Raw genomic sequence first — 2,413 nt, 5'->3', positions numbered from 1 at the left:
AATTGTTCCTGACACACCGGATTCATTGTGTAGCTGCCGCTGCGCGCCAGATCGCGGGACAAGCCACGCTCCTACGCTGGACCGGCGTGGAACCGGGAATTACGCTCGAGCGCGAAATCTGGTTGCGGCGAACGCAACATCCACGGCCGGCGCAAAACCTGTAGGAGCGTGGCTTGTCCCGCGATCGGCTGCGCAGCAGTCGTGAAACCTCGCGACGTAATTGTTCCTGACACACCGGATTCATTGTGTAGCTGCCGCTGCGCGCCAGATCGCGGGACAAGCCACGCTCCTACCGTTCGTGTGCGGCAGCCCCTTAGCGCTTGTGCACCAACATGCCTGCCGAGTACGTTTCGCTTACGGTCCGGTCATCCCCCAGCGTCATCAGCACAAACAATCGCTCTTCAAGGCTCGTCGCCTGGCTCATCCGGTAGGACAGCAGCGGCGTGGCGTTGAAATCCAGCACCACAAAGTCCGCCTCGCTGCCCGGCTGCAGGTTGCCGATCTTGTCTTCCAGCCGCAACGCGCGGGCGCCGCCCAGGGTCGCCAGGTACAGCGACTTGAACGGGCTGAGCCTGGCGCCTTGCAGCTGCATGACTTTGTAGGCCTCGTTCAGCGTGTGCAGCAGCGAAAAGCTGGTGCCAGCGCCGACATCGGTCCCAAGGCCCACGTTAACCTTGTGCTTTTCGGCCATCGGCAAATTGAACAGCCCGCTGCCCAGGAAGAGGTTGGAGGTCGGGCAGAAGGCGATGGCCGAGCCGGTTTCGGCCAGGCGCTCACACTCTTCGTCGCACAGGTGCACGCCGTGGGCAAACACCGAGCGTTCGCCCAGCAGCTTGAAATGGTCGTACACGTCCAGGTAATTCTTGCGCTCGGGGAACAGCGCCTTGACCCATTCCACTTCCTTCAGGTTTTCACTGATGTGGGTCTGCAAGTACACGTCGGGGTATTCGCTGAGCAACTGGCCGGCGAGGGTCAGTTGCTCCGGCGTGCTGGTCGGCGCGAAACGCGGCGTCACGGCGTAGTGCAGGCGGCCCTTGCCGTGCCAGCGCTCGATCAGCGCCTTGCTGTCGGCGTAGCTGGACTCGGCGGTGTCCACCAGGTAATCCGGCGCATTGCGGTCCATCATCACCTTGCCGGCGATCAGGCGCAGGTTGAGCTTCTCGGCCGCACTGAACAGCGCCTCTACCGACTCCTTGTGGCGACTGCCGAACACCAGTGCGGTGGTGGTGCCGTTGCGCAGCAATTCCTTGAGGAAGATGTCCGCCACCTGCGCCGAATGTTCGGGGTCGGCGAACTGCTTTTCGCACGGAAATACGTAGGTGTTCAGCCAGTCGAGTAATTGCTCGCCGTAGGACCCGATCATGCCGGTCTGCGGCAAATGGATGTGGGTATCGATGAAGCCGGCGGTGATCAGCGCGTCGTGATAGCGGATGATTTCGACGTCGTCGGCGAGCGTACCCAGCAGGTCTTCGGCATTGCCCAAGGCAATGATCTTGCCGTTTTCGACCACCATCAGGCCGTCTTCGAAATACTCATACGACGCCTCTTCCGCGACGTCGGCGGGGTCGGCGATGCTGTGAACAAGGGCAGCGCGGTAGGCTTTTGGGGCGGTAGTGGCGTGAGTGGTCATGTCAGTTGTTCATTCTTCCGGGATTCAGTGGGCCCGGCTGCGGCGGGACACCGGCAGCAATTGGGCGACGGGTTCGGCGGTGGTGCTCTGCTCGCCGAAATGAGCGTTGTAGGTGGCGATCACTTCGCCGGCGATGGACACGGCGATCTCCATGGGCAGCTTGCCTTTGACCTCGGTCAGGCCCATGGGGCAACGCATGCGCTGCAGCACCGCGGCGTCGAAGCCACGGTCACGCAGGCGATGCTCGAATTTGACGCGCTTGGTTTTCGAACCGATCAACCCGAAATAGCCGAAGTCGCCGCGCTTGAGAATCGCAGCAGCCAGCTCCAGGTCCAACTGATGATTGTGGGTCATGACGATGCAGTAGGTGCCGGCGGGCAGGTTATCGACTTCTTCGGTGACGTCCTCGCTGATGATCTGCGTCACGCCTTCCGGCAACTGCGCGGGAAATTCTGCCGCTCGGGCATCGATCCAGCGCACGCGGCAGGGCAGGCTGGCGAGCAACGGCACCAGCGCCCGGCCGACGTGGCCCGCCCCGAACACCGCAATGTGCGCCTGGGGCCGGCCCATGGGTTCGAACAACAACACGTTCACGCCGCCGCAGCACTGACCCAGGCTGGCGCCCAGACTGAAGCGTTCCAGGCGGGTCTGCGGGCTGCCGCTGGCGAGCATGTCCCGGGCAATCTCCATGGCCTTGTATTCCAGGTGGCCGCCGCCGATGGTGTCGAAGATCCGCTCGGCGCTGACGACCATTTTCGAGCCGGCATTGCGCGGCGTCGAGCC

General features: G+C 62.9%; 2 protein-coding genes. Both read right to left on the bottom strand.

Annotation, left to right across the window (positions count from 1 at the left end):
* Positions 1 to 313: 313 nt before the first annotated feature.
* Positions 314 to 1,630, bottom strand: coding sequence for a guanine deaminase (gene guaD / locus VF672_RS12320; protein WP_331104866.1), 1,317 nt, complete (start codon positions 1,628 to 1,630; stop codon positions 314 to 316).
* 24 nt (positions 1,631 to 1,654) lie between these two features.
* Positions 1,655 to 2,413: xanthine dehydrogenase accessory protein XdhC (xdhC, locus tag VF672_RS12315; RefSeq protein ID WP_331104865.1), on the bottom strand; the 759-nt coding region annotated here is incomplete at its 5' end.

It is taken from the genome of Pseudomonas sp. (genome assembly GCF_036387035.1).
GTDB lineage: Bacteria > Pseudomonadota > Gammaproteobacteria > Pseudomonadales > Pseudomonadaceae > Aquipseudomonas.
Note: the sequence above shows the minus strand (reverse complement) of the source record. Positions and strands in the feature narration are given on the sequence as shown.